15 protein-coding genes and 1 pseudogene are annotated in these 22,379 nt (G+C 66.0%); 11 read left to right on the plus strand and 5 right to left on the minus strand.

Annotation, left to right across the window (positions count from 1 at the left end):
• Nucleotides 1-27 precede the first annotated feature (27 nt).
• The 3 genes and pseudogenes from ACWV14_RS12255 to ACWV14_RS12265 all read left to right on the plus strand — a co-directional run.
• Nucleotides 28-1,527, plus strand: a complete 1,500-nt coding sequence (locus ACWV14_RS12255; RefSeq protein ID WP_454908868.1) for a circularly permuted type 2 ATP-grasp protein — start codon at nt 28-30, stop codon at nt 1,525-1,527.
• 13 nt (nt 1,528-1,540) lie between these two features.
• Nucleotides 1,541-2,497 (plus strand): alpha-E domain-containing protein, encoded by a 957-nt coding sequence (locus tag ACWV14_RS12260; RefSeq protein ID WP_081267164.1) that lies wholly within the window; start codon nt 1,541-1,543, stop codon nt 2,495-2,497.
• A gap of 262 nt (nt 2,498-2,759) precedes the next feature.
• Nucleotides 2,760-6,920, plus strand: a pseudogene (locus ACWV14_RS12265) (beta strand repeat-containing protein); the annotation flags it as partial.
• A 72-nt stretch (nt 6,921-6,992) separates the two neighbouring features.
• Here the strand turns inward: ACWV14_RS12265 and istB are convergent.
• Nucleotides 6,993-7,796 carry an IS21-like element helper ATPase IstB gene (gene istB / locus ACWV14_RS12270; protein ID WP_454901618.1) on the minus strand — a complete coding sequence of 268 codons (804 nt, stop codon included), beginning with the start codon at nt 7,794-7,796 and terminating at the stop codon, nt 6,993-6,995.
• A complete protein-coding gene (gene istA / locus ACWV14_RS12275) occupies nt 7,786-9,375 on the minus strand; it encodes an IS21 family transposase (RefSeq protein ID WP_454901620.1) in 1,590 nt (529 codons plus the stop codon). The genes istB and istA overlap by 11 nt, the downstream gene beginning before the upstream one ends.
• Before the next feature lie 523 nt (nt 9,376-9,898).
• On the opposite strand from istA, the gene ACWV14_RS12280 reads away from it, so the two are divergent.
• A complete protein-coding gene (locus ACWV14_RS12280; RefSeq protein ID WP_454908871.1) occupies nt 9,899-10,495 on the plus strand; it encodes a hypothetical protein in 597 nt (198 codons plus the stop codon).
• Nucleotides 10,496-10,533: 38 nt separating this feature from the next.
• Complete coding sequence (locus ACWV14_RS12285; RefSeq protein WP_454909625.1) at nt 10,534-12,255, plus strand: ShlB/FhaC/HecB family hemolysin secretion/activation protein; 1,722 nt, start codon at nt 10,534-10,536, stop codon at nt 12,253-12,255.
• A 28-nt stretch (nt 12,256-12,283) separates the two neighbouring features.
• Here the strand turns inward: ACWV14_RS12285 and ACWV14_RS12290 are convergent, their stop codons facing one another.
• Complete coding sequence (locus ACWV14_RS12290) at nt 12,284-13,918, minus strand: sulfatase-like hydrolase/transferase (protein ID WP_454908872.1); 1,635 nt, start codon at nt 13,916-13,918, stop codon at nt 12,284-12,286.
• Between the two features lie 237 nt (nt 13,919-14,155).
• Here ACWV14_RS12290 and ACWV14_RS12295 point away from each other — a divergent pair, with 237 nt between their 5' ends.
• Nucleotides 14,156-14,623, plus strand: coding sequence for an SH3 domain-containing protein (locus ACWV14_RS12295; protein ID WP_454908873.1), 468 nt, complete (start codon nt 14,156-14,158; stop codon nt 14,621-14,623).
• A gap of 25 nt (nt 14,624-14,648) precedes the next feature.
• Here ACWV14_RS12295 and glpK read toward each other — a convergent pair whose 3' ends face one another.
• Nucleotides 14,649-16,145 (minus strand): glycerol kinase GlpK, encoded by a 1,497-nt coding sequence (gene glpK, locus ACWV14_RS12300; RefSeq protein WP_454908874.1) that lies wholly within the window; start codon nt 16,143-16,145, stop codon nt 14,649-14,651.
• 23 nt (nt 16,146-16,168) lie between these two features.
• Nucleotides 16,169-16,939 (minus strand): DeoR/GlpR family DNA-binding transcription regulator, encoded by a 771-nt coding sequence (locus ACWV14_RS12305; RefSeq protein ID WP_454908875.1) that lies wholly within the window; start codon nt 16,937-16,939, stop codon nt 16,169-16,171.
• A gap of 188 nt (nt 16,940-17,127) precedes the next feature.
• On the opposite strand from ACWV14_RS12305, the gene glpD reads away from it, so the two are divergent.
• The 5 genes from glpD to ACWV14_RS12330 all read left to right on the plus strand — a co-directional run bounded on the left by glpD (nt 17,128) and on the right by ACWV14_RS12330 (nt 22,328).
• Nucleotides 17,128-18,708: a glycerol-3-phosphate dehydrogenase gene (gene glpD / locus ACWV14_RS12310; protein WP_454908876.1), complete on the plus strand. Its 1,581-nt coding sequence runs from the start codon at nt 17,128-17,130 to the stop codon at nt 18,706-18,708.
• A gap of 114 nt (nt 18,709-18,822) precedes the next feature.
• Entirely contained in the window at nt 18,823-19,827 is a 1,005-nt protein-coding gene (locus ACWV14_RS12315) for a dialkylrecorsinol condensing enzyme (RefSeq protein ID WP_454908877.1), read from the plus strand.
• Nucleotides 19,817-20,953 (plus strand): beta-ketoacyl-ACP synthase III, encoded by a 1,137-nt coding sequence (locus tag ACWV14_RS12320; RefSeq protein ID WP_454908878.1) that lies wholly within the window; start codon nt 19,817-19,819, stop codon nt 20,951-20,953. Before ACWV14_RS12315 ends, ACWV14_RS12320 begins: the two co-directional genes overlap by 11 nt.
• Nucleotides 20,954-20,955: 2 nt before the next feature.
• Entirely contained in the window at nt 20,956-21,351 is a 396-nt protein-coding gene (locus tag ACWV14_RS12325; RefSeq protein WP_454908879.1) for a hypothetical protein, read from the plus strand.
• Complete coding sequence (locus ACWV14_RS12330; protein WP_454908880.1) at nt 21,348-22,328, plus strand: BtrH N-terminal domain-containing protein; 981 nt, start codon at nt 21,348-21,350, stop codon at nt 22,326-22,328. The genes ACWV14_RS12325 and ACWV14_RS12330 overlap by 4 nt, the downstream gene beginning before the upstream one ends.
• The last annotated feature ends 51 nt before the right edge of the window (nt 22,329-22,379 follow it).

Consider the following 22,379-nt stretch of genomic DNA (forward strand, 5'->3'; position numbering starts at 1 on the left):
CTACGGCTCAAGGAGATTGGTCGTTCCATGCACAAATTCGACGAGATGTATGAGCAGTTGCCCTATGCGGGGGCTGCGATCCGACAGCATTACAAGCGCTACGACCAATGGCTCGCGAAGCAACCCGGTGAGGTGATGCGTTCGCGGCGCGAAGAGGCGGAAATGATTTTCCGCCGGGTCGGTATTACCTTTGCCGTCTACGGCGCGAAGGACGAAGACGGTTCCGGCACCGAGCGGCTCATCCCGTTCGACCTGCTGCCGCGAATCATCCCGGCCAACGAGTGGGACAGCATGGAAAAGGGACTGGTGCAGCGCGTCACGGCGCTCAACCGCTTCCTGCATGACGTCTATCACGACCAGGAGATCATCAAGGCCGGCATCATCCCGGCCGAGCAGATCCTGAACAACGCGCAGTTCCGCCCCGAGATGATGGGCGTCAACGTGCCGCACAACGTCTACTCGAACATCTCGGGCATCGACATCGTGCGCGCCCCCGATGCCGACGGCAACGGCGAGTACTACGTGCTCGAAGACAACCTGCGCGTGCCCAGCGGCGTGAGCTACATGCTCGAGAACCGCAAGATGATGATGCGGCTGTTCCCGGAGCTGTTCAACCAGAACCGCATCGCGCCGGTCGCGCACTACCCCGACCTGCTGCTCGAAACGCTTCGTGCCAGCGCGCCGCCGGCCACTGCCGAGCCCACGGTGGTGGTGCTCACGCCCGGCATGTACAACAGCGCCTACTTCGAGCACGCCTTCCTCGCGCAGCAGATGGGCGTGGAACTGGTCGAGGGGCAGGACCTGTTCGTCAAGGACAACTTCGTCTACATGCGCACCACGCGCGGACCGAAGCGCGTGGACGTCATCTACCGCCGCGTGGACGACGACTTCCTCGACCCCGAGGTGTTCCGCCCCACGTCCACGCTGGGCTGCGCGGGCCTGATGCGCGCCTACCGCGAAGGCAACGTCGTCATCTGCAATGCGGTGGGTACGGGCGTGGCCGACGACAAGTCGATCTACCCCTACGTGCCGAAGATGGTGGAGTTCTACCTCGGCGAGAAGCCGATCCTGAAGAACGTGCCCACCTACATGTGCCGCAACAAGGACGAGCTGCAATACACGCTCGACAACATGAAGGACCTGGTCGTCAAGGAGGTGCACGGCGCCGGCGGCTACGGCATGCTGATCGGCCCGGCCGCCACGCAGGCCGAGATCGAGGACTTCAAGAAGGCCGTGCTCGCCAAGCCCGACGGCTACATCGCCCAGCCCACGCTGAGCCTGTCGACCTCGCCCACCTTCGTGGACGCCGGCATCGCGCCGCGCCACATCGACCTGCGGCCCTTCGTGCTGTCGGGCAGCGAGGTGCAGATGGTGCCCGGCGGCCTCACGCGCGTGGCGCTGAAAGAAGGCTCGCTGGTGGTCAACTCGTCGCAGGGCGGCGGCACCAAGGACACCTGGATTCTCGAAGCCGACCGCGCGCCCAAGCCCAAGGCGGCGCCCGCGCAGTCGCAAAGCCAATCGCTGTAGGAGCACGACGAAGATGCTGTCACGTACCGCCGACCATCTCTACTGGATGTCCCGCTACACCGAGCGCGCCGAGAACACGGCGCGCATGCTCGACGTCAATTACCAGACCTCGCTGCTGCCTCAATCCGCCGAAGTCGCCAAGTACGGCTGGCAGGGCGTGCTCTCCATCAGCGAGCTGCTGCCCTGGTACAACCAGAAGTACGACCAGATCGCGCCCAAGGAAGTGATGGAGTTCATGGTCAAGGACGAGAGCAATGCCTCGTCCATCGTGTCCTGCCTCAAGGCCGCGCGCGAGAACGCGCGTGCCGTGCGCGGCGCGCTCACCACCGAAGCCTGGGAAACCCAGAACACCACCTGGCTCGAAGTCAACCGCATGCTGCGCGCGGGCGACTTCGAGCGCGACCCGGGCCAGTTCTTCGAGTGGGTGAAGTTCCGCTCGCACCTGTCGCGCGGCGTCACGCTGGGCACCATGCTGCAGGACGAGGCCTTCTACTTCTCGCGCCTGGGCACCTTCCTCGAACGCGCCGACAACACCGCGCGACTGGTCGACGTGAAGTTCCACGCGCTCAACAGCGAGTTCTTCGGCGCCGCCACCGAGGAAGACCAGGAGTACGACTTCTATCACTGGAGCGCGATTCTTCGCAGCGTCTCGGCCTTCGAGGTCTACCGCAAGGTGTACCGCGATGTCATCAAGCCCGAGCGCGTGGCCGAGTTGCTGATTCTTCGCGCCGACATGCCGCGCTCGCTGCATGCGAGCCTGGTCGAGGTGGTCAACAACCTCGCGAAGGTGCAGAACGAGCAGAGCGCCGAAACCCAGCGCCGCGCCGGCAAGCTGCTGGCCGACCTGCAGTACGCGCGGGTCGACGAGATTCTTGCGACGGGGTTGCACGCGTATCTCACGCAGTTCCTCGACCGCGTGAACGAGCTGGGCGGGCGGATCAGCCAGGACTTCCTGGTTCCGGCGCATTGAAATCGTGAAAGCGTCATCTCTCTTGAGGGAGATGACGCCCGCTCCGCTCGGAACAGGCTTTTGACAATTGTTGACGCAACGAAGTCAGCAACGTCAAAAGTAAACAATATGGACTAACTCGCCTGGATTGGATGTTTTCAGGCGTTTAAAAGCGTGCATTAATACCTTGTAGATGAGCGCTGCTCTCCCATAATCGCGGTCCTCAGCTTTCATTTGGTCACAAATGATGCTGAGTTATGACAACTGTGAGGGAGCGTGAGCGATGAATCGGCACTTGCACCGCGTGGTCTTCAACGCGGCCAGAGGGATGCGCATGGTGGTCCAGGAAACGGCCACCAGTACTGGGAAGGGCGCTAGCAGGGCGACGACCGCCGCAGGTGTTGCAGCGCTCGCTGGTGTACTGATCGCAGGTGCCGCACAGGGCCAGATCGCCGGAGCCCCGAACGTCCCCGGCAACCTTCGCCCGACCGTTCTGACTGCGCCCAATGGCGTGCCGCTGGTCAACATCCAGACCCCTTCCTCCGCGGGCGTCTCGCGCAACGTCTACAACCAGTTCAGCGTCGGTTCGAACGGCGCCATCCTGAACAACAGCCGGGTGAACGTACAGACCCAACTGGGTGGGTTCGTTCAGGGCAATCCCAATCTGGCCACGGGCCCGGCGCGCATCATCCTCAACGAGGTCAACGGCGGAACACCCAGCCAGCTTCGCGGCTACATCGAAGTGGGCGGCCAGCGCGCGGAAGTGATCATCGCGAACCCGGCGGGCATCAGCGTCGACGGCGGCGGCTTCATCAATGCCAGCCGCGCCACGCTCACCACCGGCACGCCCCAGTTCAACGCCGTCGGCGGTCTCGACAGTTTCCTGGTTCGTGGCGGCACCGTCACCATCGACGGTGCGGGCCTCGATGCCAGCAAGACCGACTACGCGGCCATTCTTGCGCGCGCTGTGCAGGCCAACGCGAGCATCTGGGCGAGCGAGCTCAAGGTGGTGACCGGTGCGAATCAGATCAGCGCGGACCATAGCCAGACCACGCCCACGACAGGTACTGGCACTGCGCCGACCTTTGCGCTCGACGTCGCTGCCTTGGGCGGCATGTACGCCAACAAGATCGTCCTGATCGGTAGCGAAGCCGGCCTGGGCGTGCGTAACGCTGGCAGCATCGGCGCTGGTGCTGGGGGACTTGTCGTTACGGCGGCAGGCCGCCTCGAAAACATCGGCACGCTGGAAGGGCAGCGCGTTGAACTGACCACGCCTGGTGACATCTCCAACCGTGGAGGCACGATCCGGCAGGGTAGTTCGGTGGGTCTGACGATTGCTTCGCCGGTCCTGAGCAATGCCAATGGCGGCGCGATCGGTGCCGAGCCTGTGAGTAGCGGTGCAAACGGCGGGGTAACAGCAACTCCAGGCACCTCGATGCCGAGCAGCGGTGGGGGCACGGCCACACCATCGACAACGGACGCAGGCGGCACCAGCACCGGGGGTAGTTCCACCCCGGCGACCTACACACCACCCGCACCAGGCCTCATCGCTGCAGGCGGCACCATCTCCAACGACGGCGGCAAGATCTACGCGGGCGGTCCGATCACGCTCAACACGCCGCAGGTGAACAACGCGGGGGGCTCGCTCAATGTGGCGACGATGGCTGTCGCGGGGCCGAGCTTCAGCAATGCGGGCGGTACGCTCAATGTCAGCCAAAGCTTCGGAGCGAACGTCGGTACGTTCGACAACAAGGGTGGCAAGCTCAATGCGGGCAGTTTGAACATCGCCACCTCCGGTGATCTGCTCAATACCGACGGCGTGTTGAGCAGTGCAACCGATACCGGCCTCACGGTCGGCGGCATGCTCGAGAACACACGCGGCTCGCTATCGGCCGCGGGTGCGATGAGCGCGAAGGTCGTGGGGGCCAGCATCAACAACAGCGGCACTCTGACGTCCAATCAGGCGCTGACGCTGAACGCCGGCTCGCTGCAAAACACCCAGGGCAGCATTCAGTCGGCGCAGTCCAGCGTTCAACTCGGCGTGACCAGCTTGCTGAGCAACGGTAGCGGGGGCAGCATCGATGCGGCCACCGACGTGAACGTCCAGGCCGGTTCGCTCGCCAACAGCGGCAGCATGCGCGGTGCTAACGACGCGAACATCGCGGTCGGTACGGCGCTGACCAACGACGGCAATGTCACAGCGGGCCGCAACACAACAATCACCGCGGGGAGCGTGCAAGGGGGCTCGGCCAGCGTGTTCGGCGCGGGCGTGCAGAACGATGGGAAGCTCGGCGGTACTGGCGACCTGCGCATGACCGTCAGCGGCGCATTGGCTGCCAACGGCACCAACCTCGCGGCGGGCACCGCCACGCTGCAGGGCGCAAGCGTCGATCTATCGAGGAGCCAGACCAGCGTCGCCAATGTCGTGGTCACTGCGACGCAGGGCAATGTCGTGACGAGCAAGGCCTCCGTCGTCACGCCAGGTACCTTGAGCATCACCGCCAATGCCCAGCCCGGCCAGACGCTGGTCAACGAGGGCGGCCAACTCAACGCCGGCCAGCTCAACCTGAGCGTCTCGAACATCGCCAACACCGGCGGCGGCGAGATCGTGCAGACAGGCGCCGGCATCACCCGCATCGTGACATCAGGGGCCATCGACAACAGCGGTGCAACGCTGGCGAGCAATGGCGGCCTCGACCTCGCCGCTGCCAGCCTGACCAACAAGGGCGGCACTCTTCGCGCGGCCCAGACGTCGGACCTGACGGTCACGGTATCAGGCCTGGTGGACAACCGCCAAGGCGAGATGAGCGCCGGCGGCAACGCCGCGCTTAAGGCGGGCAGCCTCGACAACGATGCGGGCCGCCTCACGGCTGCGGGGAATGTGTCGAGCACCACGAGCGGAGCGACCAGCAACCAAGGCGGCACCGTTGCCGCGAACCGCAACACCACGCTGACTGCCGCAAGCCTGGACAACACGGGCGGCACTGTTTCCGCGCTGAACACGCTCACGGCCCAAGTTCAAGGCGCCGTGAAGAATACGACGGGTACGCTGGTCGCCAACCAAGCGCTTGTGCTCGGTGCTGGCTCTCTGAGCAATGACAAGGGCTCGATCCAGTCGACCCAGGCTGCGGCGCAATTGAACGTGAGCGGCGCGCTGGCCAATGCCTCTGGTTATGTCGCAGCAGCAACCGATCTGACGGTCAAGGCAGGCAGCCTCTCCAATGCAGGGAGCCTGCGCGGTGGCAATGACGCCAGCTTGTTGGTGGACGGGCAACTGGCCAACGATGGCAGCATCACCGCGAGACGCAACACCAGCGTCGCAGCCGGCAGTGTGCAAGGCGGCAGTTCGGGTGTGATGGGGGCCGGCATCGAGAGCGATGGCAAGCTCGGCGCAACGGGAGACCTCCGCGTGACCGCCAGTGGCGCGCTCGTGGCGGTGGGAACGAGTCTCGCGGCGGGCAACACCACCTTGCAAGGCGGGAGCGTCGATCTTTCGACCAGCCAGACCAGCGCAGCGAACATCGCCATCACAGCCACGCAGGGAAATGTCATCACCAGCAAGGCCAAGGTGGTCACAACCGGCACGATGGCGATCACCGCCACTGGAAACTCTGCGCAAAGCCTTATCAATGGCGCCGGCCAGATCAACGCGGGTCAACTGCAGATCAATGCTTCCAATCTTGCCAACACCAACGAAGGCGAGATCGTGCAGACCGGCACCGGCGCGACCACCATCGCCGTGAGCGGCACCCTGAACAACGATGGCAGCCGCATCGCCAGCAACGGCCAGGACCTGACTCTGCAGGTCGGAGCGGCGACGAACAACGCCGGCAGGATCGAGCATGCGGGCACTGGCACCTTGACCATCTCGGGTGGCGGCTTCAATGGGGCAAACGGCCATATCACGACGAACAGCGCGCTGGCAGTCGCGCTGTCGAGCGCCTTCAACCAGGACGGCGGTAAAACCAGCGCCAAACAGATCGCCATCGAGGCAGGCTCGCTGAGCAATCGTGGCGGCCAGATGATCCAGACTGGCAGCGATGCCACGCGCGTCGCCGTCGTCGGTGCGCTTGACAACAGCAATACGGGTTTAATCGCCAGCAACGGCAACCTAGCCATTGCCGCTGGCAGCTTGCTGAATCGAGGCGGCTCCATTCGAGCCGCGGAGGCTTCCAGCCTCGACCTGAACGTCGGCGGCCTGCTCGACAACAGCAACAAAGGATCGATTGGCGCGGGTGGCAACACCACCGTCACGGCGGGCGGTCTCAACAACGCTGCCGGCAGCGTGACGGCGGTGGGCGACTTGAGTGCCACTGCCGGTGGAGCTGCAACGAACGTGGGCGGAACATTGGCTGCCAATGGCACCGCGACCGTGCGTGTAGAGGGAACGCTAGACAACAGCGGTGGGACTGCCGCGGCGGTCAAGGGGAATTTGAGCGTCACTGTTGAGTTCCATGGAATCCTGACCCGCGATTTCCATCGAATATTGACCCACCCTCTTTGCGAGCCAGCCGGCTCACGGTGTGGATAAGTTCTTGGCTTTCTCCTTTTTAGGTTGGACTGCTTGAACGGGTTGAGCCGAGCTGTGCTTGAAGCGGAAGCTGTCGTTTCCGGTCTCCAGAATATGGCAGTGATGCGTGAGCCGGTCCAGCAACGCCGTCGTCATCTTCGCGTCGCCGAAGACGCTGGCCCACTCGCTGAAGCTCAAGTTGGTTGTGATCACCACGCTCGTGCGTTCGTAGAGTTTGGACAGCAGATGGAACAACAGCGCGCCACCTGATGCGCTGAACGGCAGGTAGCCCAGTTCATCGAGCACCACCATGTCCGCGTACATCAGTCGGTGCGCGATGTGGCCGGGATTGCCACTGGCCTTCTCTTGCTCGAGTGCGTTGACCAGTTCTACCGTCGAGAAGAAGCGCACCCGGCGGTGTTGGTGCTCGATGGCCTGCACGCCCAGCGCCGTGGCGATGTGGGTCTTGCCGGTGCCCGGACCGCCCACGAGCACCACGTTCTGCGCATCGTCCATGAACTCGCATCGGTGTAGCTGACGCACCAGCGCCTCGTTGACCTCGCTGTTGGCGAAGTCGAAGCCAGCGAGATCGCGATAGGCTGGGAAGCGAGCGAGCTTCAACTGGTAGGCCACCGAGCGTACCTCCCGCTCGGCTGTCTCTGCCTTTAGCAACTGCGAGAGCATCGGTTGGGCCGCCTCGAAGGCCGGCGATCCCTGCTCGGCCAGCTCCGCGACGGCCTGGGCCATGCCGTGCATCTTGAGTTCGCGCAGCATGATCACGATGGCGCCGCTGGCAGGGTCATGTCGCATGGCGCACCTCCTGGCTACTCGACTTGGAGTTCAGCGGCCCGCGCAGGCCGCCAGCAGCGCTGGCACGCCCCCGGAGCGTGTCGTAGCGCAGCACATCGGCCTTCGGCTCGTTCATCAGGCGCAGTGCCTGCGGTGCCGTGACAGGCGCCGGCGCAATGGGCTTGGCATCGAGCAGTCGGTGCAGCACATTCAGCACATGAGTCTTGCTGGCCACGCCGGCTTCCAGCGCCAGTTCGACCGCGGTCAGCACTGCCTGCTCGTCGTGGTGCAGCACCAGCGCCAGGATCTCCACCATCTCGCGGTCTCCGCCTGGCTGCTTCAGCAGCGCGGCCTGCAGCCGCCGGAAGCCCTGCGGCAGCTCGCTGAAGGGCGCTCCGTTCCTGAGCGCTCCTGGCTTGCGTTGCAGCACTGCCAGGTAGTGCCTCCAGTCGTAGACGGTCTGACCTGCGGTGTCGTGGCGACGGTCAATGATGCGCGTGTGCTCGCACACGATCTGGCCCTCGGCCGCCACGACGAGGCGTTCGGCGTACACGCGCAGGCTCACTGGCCGGTTCGCGTAGGAGGCCGGAACGCTGTAACGGTTGCGCTCGAAGTGCACCAGGCAGGTGGGCGAGACGCGCTTGGTGTGTTCCACGAAACCATCGAAGGGTCTGGGGATCTGCAACAGTAGTGGCCGTTCCTGCGCCCAGACATCGGCTACGGTCCCTGGCAGCTTGCCGTGGACGATCTCGCCCCACAGCGCCTTGCAGCGGTCCTCCAGCCAGTCGTTGAGCAGCGCCAGCGTGGCGAACGCCGGCACAGGTTGCCACAACCGGTGGCGCGCATCACGCACGTTCTTCTCGACCTGGCCCTTCTCCCAGCCCGAGGCCGGGTTGCAGAACTCGGCCTCGAACAGGTAGTGACTGACCATGGCGCTGAAGCGCGCGTTGATGTCGCGCTCCTTGCCGCGGCGTACCTTGTCCACGGCGGTCTTCATGTTGTCGTAGATGCCGCGCCGAGGCACGCCCCCGAGTACCTCGAAGGCCCGGTTGTGCGCATCGAACAGCATCTCGTGGGTCTGCAACAGGTAGGCGCGCACGATGAACGCACGGCTGTGGCTGAGCTTGAAGTGCGCCACCTGCAGCTTGGTGCGTTCACCAGCGATGACGGCCCAGTCCTCGCTCCAGTCGAACTGGAATGCCTCGCCGGGACCGAAGGCCAGAGGCACGAAGGTGCCGCGCCCGGTCGTCTGCTGGACCTCGTGGAGATGCGCATGCCACGCTCGTGCAAAGGCCGCCACGCGGTTGTAGGAGCCCTGGTAGCCCAGCGCCACCAGATCGGCGTGCATCTGCTTGAGCGTGCGCCGCTGCTTGCGTGACTTAGACGCCTCGCTCTTGAGCCAGCCGCCGAGCTTCTCGGCGAACGCGTCGAGCTTGCTCGGGCTGATGCGCTTCGCGTAGCTGGGCGCCGCCTCGCCCTCGCGAAGGTACTTGCGGATGGTGTTGCGAGACAAGCCCGTGCGCCGGGCTATCTCTCGGATGGACAGTTGCTCTCGCAGTGCCCAACGCCTGATGACACTCAGTGTCGCCACGTCAATCACTCCTGTGCTCCTGCTGCTAAAAGCAGCAGGTTAGGGTTATCACGTGGGTCAGATTTAGATGGAAATCACCGGGCCAAGTGGGTCACTTCTGGATGGAAATCAACAGGCTACCCCTACGTTCGTCCGTATCTGCCCGAATTGTTCGAGCCAGCAACGGTCCAGCGCTTGGCCTCGGATCCCTGGCTTGATTTGTCTTTGCTGCGCCGAGCCGAACTTCTTGGGCCTGATCGCGACGGCATCCCGCACGACCTGTGGGTCGACCGTAGCGCCCGCTGGTCACCCGAGTGGCGGGTGTTTTGCGACAAACTTACTTCGCTCGATTGGTCGCCAATGAACAGCTGGGAAGAATCGGCGCTGCATCCTGAGTCAAACTTCTATCAATATAGAGATGAGAGAACACCCTATTGGGCAATTTCTTGAGAAAGCCGTTTCCATCCTCATCGTGCTGTACGTTGATCGAGAACGCATACGCCGCCAGAGGTAGGCTTTGAGAAGCAAGAAAAAACAATGCTGAGAAAAGAGAATGAAGCTGTCACACCCCCTTGCGCATGTTGCAACTTTCTTTGCAGGCGCCGCCTGCGTGATCTTGACGGGCTGCGCTACCAAGCTTGCCCCACCCATCACCGGCTACACCTGCTGCAACCTGCGCCCCGAGTACGGTTGGGTTTCCAGCACCAACATGTTGGGCGGTGCCATTTTGCCGTCCGGCGAGCCAGTGGTGATTGACTCCATGAAGCGCGACCGCTACGCCTACGGCACGATTGGCGGCGACTACGTCTCGCTGCGCGATGACACTGCGCGCAGCAGGGAAGACATGCAGCGCTGGATGCGCCAAATCGTTGTTCCGACAGATCCCAAGGTGACGCTCGCCACCTGGAGTTCCGATGTACAGAGGGCCGTTTACTCTGCCAAGGTCATCGTCGGCATGACGCGGCCTCAGGTGCTGATGTCGCTGAGCTATCCCTCGCGCGACGACACCAAGGACCTGAACGGCAACTCTTGGCGATACTGGACGACCCAGGAAGATGAGCCGGTGGACATCCTCTTCGGCGCTGATGGCGCCGTGAGCGGCTTCTCCGGCAAGCCGTCCGCTGTCCGCACGGTCGAGTTCAAGCGCTGATCATGATCCATCCCGTTGGCGTGCATCGGCGCACGCGCATGGCCGTTGCCGCAGCCCTTGTCGTATCACCGCTGGTGGCACTGGCTCAGCAGTCTCCAACAACGCCACAACCCTTCGTCGAACAGCAACGCCAGCAGGAGCGCGAGCGCGCCCTGCGCGAGCAGAACGAGCGCACCGTCGACCAGCGCCCGCAGGCTGCGCCTTCCGCTCCGGCACAGCGCATCCCGGAATCCGAGTCGCCGTGCTTTCGCATCGACCGCGTGCTGCTGGTCGGTGAGCAGGCCGAAGCCTTCCAATGGGCTGTCGCCAATCTGTCCGGCCCTGATGGCAACGACTCGCCGGTTGGCCGTTGCCTTGGCACGGCGGGCGTCAACGTCGTGCTCGCCCGCGCGCAGCAAGCCGTCGTCGCCAAGGGCTGGGTCACCACTCGTGTGCTGGCTGCGCCGCAGGATCTGTCTGCCGGCACGTTGACCCTGTCGCTCGTGCCCGGCCGCATCGCCGCCATTCGGACAACGCCTGACCCTTCGTCCACGCTGCTCGGCAGTTCCGCCTTGCTGGCCACAGCTATTCCTGCGCGCCCAGGCGATCTCCTGAACTTGCGCGACGTTGAGCAAGGACTGGAGAACCTCAAGCGCGCCCCCACCGCCGAAGCCGACATCCAGATCGAACCCTCGACCGCCCCCAACGCCAAGCCCGGCGACAGCGACTTCGTCGTCAGATATGTCCAGTCCAAGAAGTGGCGCGTCACCCTCAGCCTCGACGACAGCGGCACCGAAGCCACCGGCCGCTATCAGGCCGGTGCAACCCTGTCCCTGGACAACCCCTTCGGCCTGAGCGACCTGTTCTACGTCAGCGCCAACCACAACATCAACAACCACCTCTTCGGCGACCCGGCCAAGGGCACCGAAAGCCAGACCGTTCACTACTCGCTGCCGTATGGCTACTGGCTGCTGGGCCTCACGGCCTCCAACAGCCAGTACCGCCAGAGCGTGGCCGGACTGAACCAGGACTATGTTTATGCCGGCAAGTCCAACAACGCCGAGGTCAAGCTCTCGCGTCTCGTCTACCGCGATCAGAGTCGCAAGACAACGGTGGCGGTCAAGGGCTGGCGCCGCGAGTCGCGCAACTTCGTGGACGATACCGAGGTCGAGGTGCAGCACCGCGTGGTCGGCGGCTGGGAACTCAGCCTCAATCACAAGGAGTACATCGGCGAGGCGACGCTCGAAGGCACGCTGGCCTACAAGCGCGGCACCGGCGGCTTCGGTTCGCGCACCGCGCCGGAAGAAGAGTTCGGCGAGGGCACCTCGCGGCTGAAGCTGTACACGGCCGATGTCACGCTCAACGCGCCGTTCAAAGTCGGCGAGCAGAAACTGCGCTACTCCGGCCTGATCCGCGCCCAGTGGAACCGCACGCCGTTGACACCGCAAGATCGCTTCGCCATCGGCGGGCGCTACACGGTGCGCGGCTTCGATGGAGAGACGAGCCTGATGGGCGAGCGCGGCTGGCTCATCCGCAACGACATCGGATGGGCCGTGGGGCAAAGCGGGGCTGAGCTGTACGTCGGTGCCGACTATGGCCACGTCGGCGGCCGTTCGACGGTCGACCTGCTCGGCCGCAGCCTGGCCGGCGCAGTCATCGGTGTGCGCGGCCAGTGGACCAAGCTGAGCTACGACTTCTTCGTCGGCGCGCCGATCAGCAAGCCGGAGGGTTACCGCACCGCGAAGGTCACGCTGGGCTTCAATCTCAACGCGAGCTTCTGATGCGTCAAGTGCTTGTGCAGCTTACGAGCTAACGCGAGAACGACTCCACCGCCACCGGAATCTCCGGCGCCTGCCAGCGGTAGGCGCCGGCCAGCACGTCGCGTTCCGGCTTCTGTCCGTTCCACTGGATGTGGAGCAGGTCCATCAGGGTCCAGCCGGTCCAGTCCGCGCGGAACGGCTGCTGCATATCGGTAGCCGGCAGCGGCTGCCGGTTGCGCCACACCACGGCCGGGATGCGGTAGCCCGAAGCGGTCGATGGGCTGTGGCCCGCGCGGTCGCTGACGTGGCCCACTTCCTGCCCGTGGTCCGACAGGTACATCCATGCGCGGTAGTCCTGCGGCTTGCCCGCGCTGCGCGTCTGCTGCAGCAGTTCGGACACCACGAAGTCGTGATACAGCAGCGCCGCGTCGTACTCCTGGCGGAAGCGCCGCACCCATGAGGAGCGGCCGTCTTTCACCAGGCCGTTTTCCACCGCGTCGATGTCGTCGTCGAAGGGGTTGGCATTCGCCGGAAAGCGCAGGCTGTAGTGCGGATGCGCGCCCATCAGGTGGACCACGATCAGCTTGCGCTCGGTGCTGGTGTCGGCCAGTGCTTCCTGCACGCAGTCGAGGATCTCGCCGTCCAGCGAGGCGCTGGCGCGGCCCGGCGTGCGGTTCACCATGTCGACCACGTCGGCGAAGCGCGCATGCTGCTGCTCGATGGCCAGGTCGTCGTGGTTGCTGATCCACCAGACCTTGTAGCCCGCGGCGCGCGCCAGCGCCAGCACGTGCGGCGGGTTCTCGCTGTCGGGCAGGCCGAAGCGGAACATGTTGCGCAGCGCGGGGAGGGTGCTCGCGTCGACCGACCATGCGTTCTTCAGCACCGCCATCTGTTCGCCGGTCTGTGACTTGTGCGCCTGCAGGCGCGGCGTGGTCGGGCGGCCGTAGCCGTAGAGGCCCATGTTGTCGCGGTTGATGCTGTCGGTGATGACCAGCACGACGGTGGAAGGCCCGGCCTGCGTGATGACGGGCGCGATGGCCTTGGCCTGCGCCATCAGGCGGTCGCGTTGCTGCTGCTGGTCGGCCCAGGCGGTCTGCAGCGTGCGGAGGGACTGGACCCACTGTGTCCAGAAGATCGCGGGATGCAGCCGGCGCCACGGCTTGCTCGCATAGGCCACGCAGGACACGAGCAGCGCCAGCACCAGCAGCGCCGTGATCCAGCGTGCGGGGCGACCTGATGTCGAGGCCACCGCGCCGCGCCGCGCGAACATGCCCACCAGCAGGCCTGCCGCGATCAGCACGGCGCCCCATACGGCGGCAGAGCGCCAGTGCATCCACAGGTACTCCGTGCTCTCGCGGGCGTTGGTGTTGGCCGCCGCGCCCAGCACCATCGCGCCGTCGGGTGCGGCCTGGTAGGTTTCGAGCAGATAGGCCCGCACCGTGGCGTCGAGCGCGAAGCCCATGGCCCAGAGCCAGACCAGCACCGTGCGCAACCGCCGCATGCGCGCGCTGCGCAGCGGCCATGCGAGCCACAGCACCATCGGCAATGCCAGCACCGCGAGCTGCGCGATGCGCCGGCCGTCGTGGCCCAGCGCGATCAGCGCCAGCAGCGCGGCACCGACCACGCCGCAGGCAAGCCATGCGCCGTGGCGGGGCGGGGATGGGGTAGCGGGGAGGGCAGTCAAGCGGACAGCGCTGGCAGCGCGAGCAGAGATGTGGGGCGGGGCGGATTCTGCCCCGGCCGGAGCGCCGGGCACCGCAGTCTCCCCGGCTGCGCAGGGGGCATGAGGCCGCGGAGTTCGCGGGAGACGACCGTCGGGGAAATCCCCACGGAACTTATTGAGCCAAGGGCGCCCAGACGGGCTCGCCCGGCACCGCCGGACATTCACTCCCTACGCTCGATAGAAAGGAACCCCAGCTCCATGGATAGATTCAGTCGATGGCCCGCGCTCATGCTCGCATTCTTCCTCTCATGGGCGGCCGTGCCGTCCGTGTTCGCGGCGGCGCCGTCCTCGCAGATGGTCAGTGCCGCCGTTCCCACGCTCAACATGCGCACCGGCCCCGGACAGCGCTACGAAACGCACTGGACAGTGAGCAAGGGCTATCCGTTCCGCGTGATCGGCAGGAAGGGCGACTGGCTGAGGGTCAGCGACTTCGAGAACGACAAGGCCTGGGTCTACCGGCCCATGACCAGCAAGACGCCGCACCACGTCGTGAAGGCGAAGGTCGCCAACCTGCGGCGCGCGCCGAGCACCCGCAGCCCCGTATTGAAGAAGGCCGGCTACGGCGACGTGCTGCGCACCATCGAGCGCAGGGGCGACTGGATCAAGGTGCGGCACGAGGGCGGCGCCACCGGCTGGGTGCAGAAGCGCCTGACCTGGGGCTGGTAAGCGGCGACGTGCGCCGGGCCGCCGTTCAGGTCGCGGTGGCCTGGCGCACCGCGCGTTCCCAGCGCGCCATCGATTCCTCCGCCTGCGCGCGGCCCATGGTCGGCAGGAAGCGGCGCTCCACCTTCCACAGCTTGGAGAGCTCGCGCGCGTCGCTGTAGAAGCCGGTCGACAGGCCCGCGAGATAGGCGGCGCCCAGCGCGGTGGTCTCGACCACTTCGGGCCGCACCACCGGAATGCCCAACAGGTCGGCCTGGAACTGCATCAGCAGGTCGTTCACGCTGGCGCCGCCGTCCACGCGCAGTTCGGCCACCGGCTTGCCGCCGGCGGCCACCGCGTCGCGGCTCATGGCCTGCAGCAGCGCGGCGCTCTGGTAGGCGATGCTTTCCAGCGCGGCGCGCGCGATGTGCGCGACCGTGGTCCCGCGCGTGAGGCCGGTGATCGTGCCGCGCGCGTCCGCGTCCCAGTAGGGCGCGCCCAGGCCGGTGAAGGCCGGCACCATCATCACGCCGCCCGCGTCGGGCACGCTCTCGGCCAGCGACTGCACTTCGGCGCTGCCCTTGATGGCCTTGAGGCCGTCGCGCAGCCACTGCACCACGGCGCCGCCCACGAACACGCTGCCTTCCATCGCGTACTGCGGCGTCGCATCGGTCTGCGCGGCGCTGGTCACGAGCAGGCCGTTCTGCGAAGGCTGGAACGCGCCGCCGGTGTGCATCAGCAGGAAGCAGCCGGTGCCGTAGGTGTTCTTGGCCATGCCCGCTTCGAAACAGGCCTGGCCGAAGAGGGCGCTCTGCTGGTCGCCGGCCACGCCGCCGATGGGCAGCGTATGGCCCAGCAGCGTGGTGTCTGTGTCGGCGAAGTGCGAGCTCGATGGCTGCACCCTCGGCATCAGCGCGGGGGGAATGTCCAGCGCCTTCAGCAGCTCGGCGTCCCAAGCGTTGTCGTGCACATTGAAGAGCATGGTGCGCGAGGCATTGCTCACGTCTGTCACGTGCGCCTTGCCGCCGGTGAGCTGCCAGATGAGCCAGCTGTCGATCGTGCCGAAGGCCAGTTCGCCGCGCTCTGCCTGCGCGCGCGCGCCGGGCACGTTGTCGAGCAGCCAGCGCAGCTTGGTACCGGAGAAATACGCGTCGATCACCAGGCCGGTCTTCTGGCGGATGGTGTCGCTCATGCCTTCGTCGCGCAGTTGCGCGCACAGCGGCTCGGCGCGGCGGTCCTGCCAGACGATGGCATGGTGCACCGGCTGGCCTGTCTTGCGGTTCCACAGGACGGTGGTCTCGCGCTGGTTGGTGATGCCGATGGCGTGGATGTCGCTGGCCTGCAGCCCGGCCTTTGCAAGCACCTCGCGCGCGGTGGCGAGCTGGCTGTGCCAGATTTCCATCGGGTCGTGCTCGACCCAGCCGGGCTGCGGATAGATCTGCGTGAGTTCTTTCTGTGCAATGGCCACGATGCGGCCTTCACGGTCGAACACGATGCTGCGCGAGCTGGAAGTACCCTGGTCCAGGGCCAGCAGGTATGTCTTCATTTCGTCTCCGTATTTGTTTTTCTTCAGTTGTCGCCCGCGATTTCCAGCCGGACCTGCGCCGCGAGCAGCAGGTCTGTGAAAGGCGGCGGCGGTTCTGCGTCGGTGAACAGCCGGTCGATCTGCGAGAGCGTGCCCAGCTGGATCATCGCGGGCCGGTTGAACTTGCTCGCGTCGGCCGCCAGCCACACCTCGCGCGCCTGCGCGATGATGGTCTGCGCCACCTTCACCTCGCGCAGGTCGAAGTCGCGCAGCGAGCCGTCGGCCTCGATGCTCGACACGCCGATCAGCGCGATGTCGACCTTGAACTGGCGGATGAAGTCGATGGTGGCCTCGCCCACGATGGCGCGGTCGCGCGGGCGCACCGAGCCGCCGGCCACGATCACCTCGCAGGAGCTGTTGCCGCTCAGGATGGTGGCCACGTTCAGGTTGTTGGTGATCACGCGCAGGCCGGTGTGGCGCAGCAGTGCCTTGGCCACGGCCTCGGTGGTGGTGCCGATGTTCAGGATCAGCGAGCAGTCGTTGGGCACCAGTTCCGCCACGCGGCGGGCGATGCGCGCCTTGCCTTCGGCGTGCAGGGTTTCACGCTGCTGGTAGCCGATGTTCTCGGTGGTGGAGCTCGGCACCCGCACGCCGCCGTGAAAGCGCGTCAGCAATCCTTCGTCGGCCAGCCGCTGCACGTCTCGGCGGACGGTCTGCAGCGTGACGCCGAGCATTTCGGCCAGTTCTTCGACGGTGACGGAGCCGCGCGTGCGCACGGTTTCCAGGAGATTGATCTGTCGGGGATTGGAGTTCACAGGGGCGTCGCGAAGGGCAGGAAGACTGCGGCAAGGTTACAGTGCGCGTCGATTTAAAACGAAAGGAAGCGAATCCTGATAAAGGAAATTTCGAGGAAAATCGCGCTCAAAGGAATGAAATTGAAAGAATTCGAAAATACAATGGCGCCGTCAGCGAACCAAGCCACGAACCAACGGATCCATCTGCTGTGAGCGATTTTTCCTCGAATCCGCCTGCGCCCGCCACCGATTGCGACGTGCTCATTGTCGGCGGCGGCATCAACGGCTGCGGCATCGCACGCGACCTGGCCGGCCGCGGCTGGCGCGTGGTGCTGTGCGAAAAAGACGATCTTGCCTCGCACACATCTTCTTCTTCGACCAAGCTGATCCACGGCGGCCTGCGTTACCTCGAGTACTACGAATTCTCGCTGGTGCGCAAGGCGCTGCAGGAGCGCGAAGTGCTGCTCAAGAGCGCGCCCCACATCATGTGGCCGCTTCGCTTCGTGATGCCGCACGACCCGTCGATGCGCCCGGCCTGGATGATCCGCATCGGCCTGTTCATGTACGACCACCTCGCCAGGCGCGAGGTGCTGCCCGGCTCGCGCAGCGTGGACCTGCGCCGGCATGCGGCGGGCAAGCCGCTGAAGGACCAGTACAAGCGCGGCTTCATCTATTCCGACGGCTGGGTCGACGACGCACGCCTCGTGGTGCTCAACGCACTTGATGCGCGGGCGCGCGGCGCCGAAGTGCTGACCCGCACGCGCTGCGTGCACGCCCAGCGCGACGCCGACGGCTGGACCGCCACCCTGGAAGGCACCGACGGCAACAGGCGCACGCTGCGTGCGCGCGCCGTGGTCAACGCGGCGGGGCCGTGGGCCGAGTCCTTCCTGCGCGGCGTGGCGCAGTCGGCCAAGGGCGAGGTGCTGGCCACCAAGAGCCTGCGGCTGGTCAAGGGCAGCCACATCGTGGTGCCGCGTCTGTTCGAGCACGACCATGCCTACATCTTCCAGAACCCCGACAAGCGGATCATCTTCGCCATTCCCTACCAGGACGAGTTCACGCTGATCGGCACCACCGACATCGAACTGACCGGCGACGACCCCGGCGCGGCGCGCATCGCGCAGGAAGAGATCGACTACCTCTGCACCCAGGCCAGCCGCTACTTCGAGAAGCCCATCGCGCCGGCCGACGTGGTATGGACCTATTCCGGCGTGCGCCCGCTGCTGGACGACGCATCGGGCGATCCATCCGCCGTCACGCGCGACTACATGCTCGAGTCGAACACCACCGCCGCGCCGCTGCTGTCGGTGTGGGGCGGCAAGATCACCACCTTCCGCAAGCTGGCCGAGGACGCGGCCGACGAGGTCGGCAAGATGCTGGGCCAGTCGACCACGCAGCGCCCGGCCTGGACCGACGGTGCCTTCCTCGCGGGCGGCGACCTGTCGGGCTGGATCGGCGCCGCGAAGCGCCCCGACGATGACTTCGAGCGCTTCGTGTCGGCCGTGCAGGCAAAGCACCCCTGGCTCTACGGCCAACTCGCGCGGCGGCTGGCGCGGGCTTACGGCGCGCGCATTGCCGACGTGCTGGGCGATGCGAAATCCTTCGCCGGCCTGGGCGCCGAAGTGGCACCGGGCCTGTTCGAGCGCGAACTGCGCTTCCTGCAGGACAACGAGTGGGCCGTGAGCGCTGAAGATGTGCTCTGGCGCAGATCCAAGCTGGGGCTGCACTACACGGCCGCGCAGCGCGAACAGGTCGCGCTCTGGCTGCAGGCCCACCCCAGGCGCGGCTGAGGTCCGGCGGCGGGGCTGGCCGCCCCAACCATCGGGAGTCGTAGACATGACTGATGGCAGATGCTTTTGGCGCTTGCTTCGCGTACATTCGACGGCCCCCGAAAGCCACCGCCAGTGATCTCCAGCCTTTCCAGCCTCCCAGACCCCGTCGCCGCGCCCCGCAACAACGACCTCAAGCGGGTCCTGGTTCTCCGCTACTCGCAGTCCGGCCAGCTCGACCAGGTGGCGGAGCAGATCGTGGCGCCGCTGCGCGCCGATCCGTCGATCCAGGTGCACGAGGAAGTGTTGCGGCCACTGCAGCCGTATCCCTTTCCCTGGCCTTTCCTGACCTTCTTCGACGCCTTCCCGGAGTCGGCCCACATGAAGCCGCAGCCGCTGGCGCAGCTGTCGCTGAGCGGCGATGAAGACTTCGACCTCATCGTCCTGCCTTACCAAGTGTGGTTCCTGGCACCTTCGCAGCCAGTCGCGGCGTTCCTGAAGCATCCTGTGGCCGCGCGCCTGCTCAAGGGAAAGCCGGTGGTCACGGTCATTGCGTGCCGCAACATGTGGTTGCTGGCGCACGAGAAGCTCAAGGGCATGCTGGACGACGTGGGCGCGCGCCTGATCGACAACGTTGTGCTGACCGACCCCGGCCCCACGCTCGCCACCTTCTTCACCACGCCGGCCTGGCTGATCTGGGGCCGCAAGCGCGGCTTCTGGGGCATGCCCGACGCGGGCCTGAGCGCCGAACAGATCCGCGGAAGCGGCCGCTTCGGCCGCGCGCTGCGCGATGCGCTGCACGCCGGCCTCGAACGCGGTACGCAGCCGCTGCTGGCCGGCCTGGGCGCGGTGCGCGCCGATGCCCGGCTGCTCGTCAGCGAGAAGGCCGGCACCCGCAGTTTCTACCTGTGGGGCAAGCTCATCATGGCGGCCGGCGGCCCCGGTGCATGGCAGCGCAAACCGCTGCTGCTGCTGTACGTGCTGTTCCTGCTGGTACTGATCATTACGGTAGTGCCCGTGAGCCTCACGCTCCAGGCGCTGCTGCGGCCATTGTTCCGGGGGTGGCTGACTAGAATGACGGCCCAATTCGAGTGCCCGTCGGGCTCCGCCACGGACCGCTCCCATCTCTATGACAACTGATGTCTTCCTGACCCGTACCGCCGCTTTCCTGCCTTTTTCGCCGGTCGGCAACGAAGACATCGAAGACGTGCTCGGCCGCATCGGCGGCAAGGCCTCGCGCGCGCGGCGGCTCATTCTGCGCAGCAACGGCATCCAGTCGCGCCACTACGCCATCGACCGCGCCACCGGCGAACTGGCAATGACCAACGCGCAGCTCACCGCCTCGGCCATCCGCGCGCTGGGCGACGACGTGGGGCCGGTCGACTGCCTTGCCACCGGCACTTCGCTGCCCGACCAGCTCATGCCCAACCACGCGGTGATGGTGCACGGCGAACTCGGCTGGCCGCGCCTCGAAGTGGTGGCTTGCGCGGGCATTTGCCTTGCCGGCGCCACGGCGCTGAAGCATGCGTGGCTGTCGGTGCGCGCGGGCGATGCGCGTCGCGCGGTGGCCACCGGCTCGGAGCTGGCCTCGGCCGTGATGCGCGGTTCGCGCTTCGAGGCGGAGCTGGAGCACAAGCTCGAAGCGCTCGAGGCCCGGCCCGAGCTGGCTTTCGAGAAAGACTTCCTGCGCTGGATGCTCTCCGACGGCGCCGGCGCGGTGCTGCTGGAGCGCGAGCCGCGCGGGCCGCTGTCGCTGCGCGTCGACTGGATCGATCTGTCGTCGGCCGCGCACGAACTGCCGGTGTGCATGTACGCAGGCGCCGAGAAGAACGCCGAAGGCGGCCTCGATGGCTGGGCCCGCAAGTCGCCCGAAGACTGGCAGCGCGAGTCGACCTTCGCGGTCAAGCAGGACGTGCGCCTGCTCAACGACAACATCGTGCGCGCCACGCTGGGCGAGCCGCTCGCGGCCATCATCGAGCGGCGCGGGCTCAAGTCGGCGGACATCGACTGGTTCCTGCCGCATCTGTCATCGCACTATTTCGTCGAGCCGGTAAGCCAGTGCCTGGAATCGCTGGGCCTGCACATTCCGCGCGGGCGCTGGTTCAGCAACCTTGCCAGCAAGGGCAACACTGGCTCTGCATCGCCTTACATCATGCTCGACGAGCTGTTCCGCTCGGGCCGCATCAAGCCCGGCCAGAAGCTCTTGATGTTCGTGCCGGAAAGCGGCCGCTTCTCCAGCGGCTTCATCTACATGGAGGCGGTGTAGCCATGGACCTCGACGCGGTACCGCAGGAGGGCAATGCGACCCTCGACGGCCATTCCAAGCTGATGTACGCGCGCGACGCGCAGGGCCGTGTCGTCACCACCCCCTCGCGCGGCTGGGAGGCGGAAGAAATCGTCACCAGCCATGCGGTCGATGTACTCGTGGAACAGGCGCAGGCCGCAAGGGAGCGCGTGAAGGCGGGCCAGGCCTCGCCGCTCGAATACTGGATGTACGAGCGCCGCATGGACGTGGCGCTGCTTTCGCAGACCAGCGGCTTCTGGCAATGGCGCGTGCGGCGCCACCTGCAGCCGCGCCATTTCGCCGCGCTGTCCGCAGCGCAGCTCGCACGCTACAGCGAAGCGCTGGGGCTGCCCGTTTCCACCCTGCAAGGCCTGCCGTGAAGTTCCAACACCAACAGGCGGCGCACTGCGAGAGCGGCGTCATCTCCAGCCTGATGCGCCACCACGGCGCGCCGATGAGCGAGAGCATGGCGCTGGGGCTGTCGTCCGCGCTGTCGTTCGCGTACCTGCCGTTCATCAAGCTGTCGGGGCTGCCGCTCATTTCGTACCGCATGCCGCCCAAGGCCATCATCAAGGGCCTGCTGGCGCCGATGGCCGCGCGCTTTCGCTTCGAGACCTTCCGCAGCCCCGAGGCCGGCCAGCAGCGGCTCGACGCCTTGCTGGCCGATGGCCAGCTGGTGGGGCTGCAGACCTCGGTCTACTGGCTGCCGTACTTCCCGCCGAACATGCGCTTTCACTTCAACGCGCACAACCTGCTGGTGTACGGCAAGGACGGCGACGACTACCTGATCAGCGACCCCGTGTTCGAAGAGCCCGTGCGCTGCGCCAGCGGCGATCTGGCCCGCGCGCGCTTTGCCAAGGGCGTGCTCGCGCCCAAGGGGCTCATGTATTACCCGCAGTCCATCGACCGAAAGGCGGTCGACGCCGCCAGCGTCGTCAAGGCCATCCGCAAGACGGTGCGCAACATGCTCGCCCCGATCCCGATCGTCGGCGTGCGCGGCATGCGCACGCTGGCCAAGCGCATGCAGGCCCTGTCGCCGACCGACCCGCGCAGCGTCGACTTCATCGGCCACGTGGTGCGCATGCAGGAAGAAATCGGCACGGGCGGGGCGGGCTTTCGCTTCATCTATGCGGGCTTCCTGCAGGAGGCCGCGCACCTGCTCGACAAGCCGCAGCTGCAGCAGATGTCGGAGCGGCTGATCGCCATCGGCGACGGCTGGCGCGCGTTCGCACTCAAGGCCGCGCGGATGGTGAAGGGGCGCGAGGCTGTAGACCCTGTCGCGCTGGCTGCGAAGCTGCGTGAGCAGGCTCAGCAGGAAGAAAGCTTCTTCCGCGATCTCAAGGCTGCCGTCGCTTGATGAGTACTTGCGTGGTTTCGAGTCGTTCGGGGCGCGATCACGCCGACGGGG

It is taken from the genome of Variovorax durovernensis, assembly GCF_977011995.1.

What these genes read in the sequence shown, in the direction of transcription:
- ACWV14_RS12280 (WP_454908871.1), top strand. Translation starts at nt 9,899, where the DNA reads ATGAAGCTGTCACACCCCCTTGCGCATGTTGCAACTTTCTTTGCAGGC.
- ACWV14_RS12325 (WP_454908879.1), top strand. Translation starts at nt 20,956, where the DNA reads ATGGACCTCGACGCGGTACCGCAGGAGGGCAATGCGACCCTCGACGGC.
- ACWV14_RS12260 (WP_081267164.1), top strand. Translation starts at nt 1,541, where the DNA reads ATGCTGTCACGTACCGCCGACCATCTCTACTGGATGTCCCGCTACACC.
- ACWV14_RS12255 (WP_454908868.1), top strand. Translation starts at nt 28, where the DNA reads ATGCACAAATTCGACGAGATGTATGAGCAGTTGCCCTATGCGGGGGCT.
- glpK (WP_454908874.1), bottom strand. Translation starts at nt 16,145, where the DNA reads ATGAAGACATACCTGCTGGCCCTGGACCAGGGTACTTCCAGCTCGCGC.
- ACWV14_RS12320 (WP_454908878.1), top strand. Translation starts at nt 19,817, where the DNA reads ATGACAACTGATGTCTTCCTGACCCGTACCGCCGCTTTCCTGCCTTTT.
- ACWV14_RS12285 (WP_454909625.1), top strand. Translation starts at nt 10,534, where the DNA reads ATGGCCGTTGCCGCAGCCCTTGTCGTATCACCGCTGGTGGCACTGGCT.
- ACWV14_RS12295 (WP_454908873.1), top strand. Translation starts at nt 14,156, where the DNA reads ATGGATAGATTCAGTCGATGGCCCGCGCTCATGCTCGCATTCTTCCTC.
- istB (WP_454901618.1), bottom strand. Translation starts at nt 7,796, where the DNA reads ATGCGACATGACCCTGCCAGCGGCGCCATCGTGATCATGCTGCGCGAA.